Raw genomic sequence first — 593 nt, 5'->3', positions numbered from 1 at the left:
ACCCTGAAAAACGCGATTGACTTCAAGATTGGGGCGGCCTAAACACCGCCCTCCTTGGCCGGGGCGGCAGTGATGTTCAGCTCTGGTTACGGGTTAGACGGCTTCGGTTGTTTTGGCCCGGCTCTTTGACATTGTTGTTATGGAAAGAGAAACGCAGGCGACGGCGTTCTGCGGTGGGTCAGACCACCAACGAAACCGATACGCTGAAGCGTTTTTCTACGACGATTTTGGTTCATACGGATCAGATTTTTCTGATTTGTGTGAAACCACAATCCCGTTGAACTTTGAATGCCAAGCGCGTCGGGATCACAACTCAACTTGAGAGTTTGATTCTGGCTCAGAACGAACGCTGGCGGCAGGCTTAACACATGCAAGTCGAGCGCCCTGCTTGCAGGGAGCGGCAGACGGGTGAGTAACGCGTGGGAACGTGCCTATTGGTTCGGAATAGCCCCGGGAAACTGGGTTTAATACCGAATGTGCCCTTCGGGGGAAAGATTTATCGCCAATAGATCGGCCCGCGTTAGATTAGCTAGTTGGTGAGGTAAAAGCTTACCAAGGCTACGATCTATAGCTGGTCTGAGAGGATGATCAGC

At 52.3% G+C, this 593-nt stretch carries 1 rRNA gene; it reads left to right on the top strand.

The features are described 5' to 3' along the window. Positions 1–314: 314 nt before the first annotated feature. Positions 315–593: ribosomal RNA gene (locus tag JXQ94_RS12440) — 16S ribosomal RNA — on the top strand; the annotation flags it as partial.

This window comes from Maricaulis maris, assembly GCF_049116555.1.
GTDB lineage: Bacteria > Pseudomonadota > Alphaproteobacteria > Caulobacterales > Maricaulaceae > Maricaulis > Maricaulis maris_C.
Note: the sequence above shows the minus strand (reverse complement) of the source record. Positions and strands in the feature narration are given on the sequence as shown.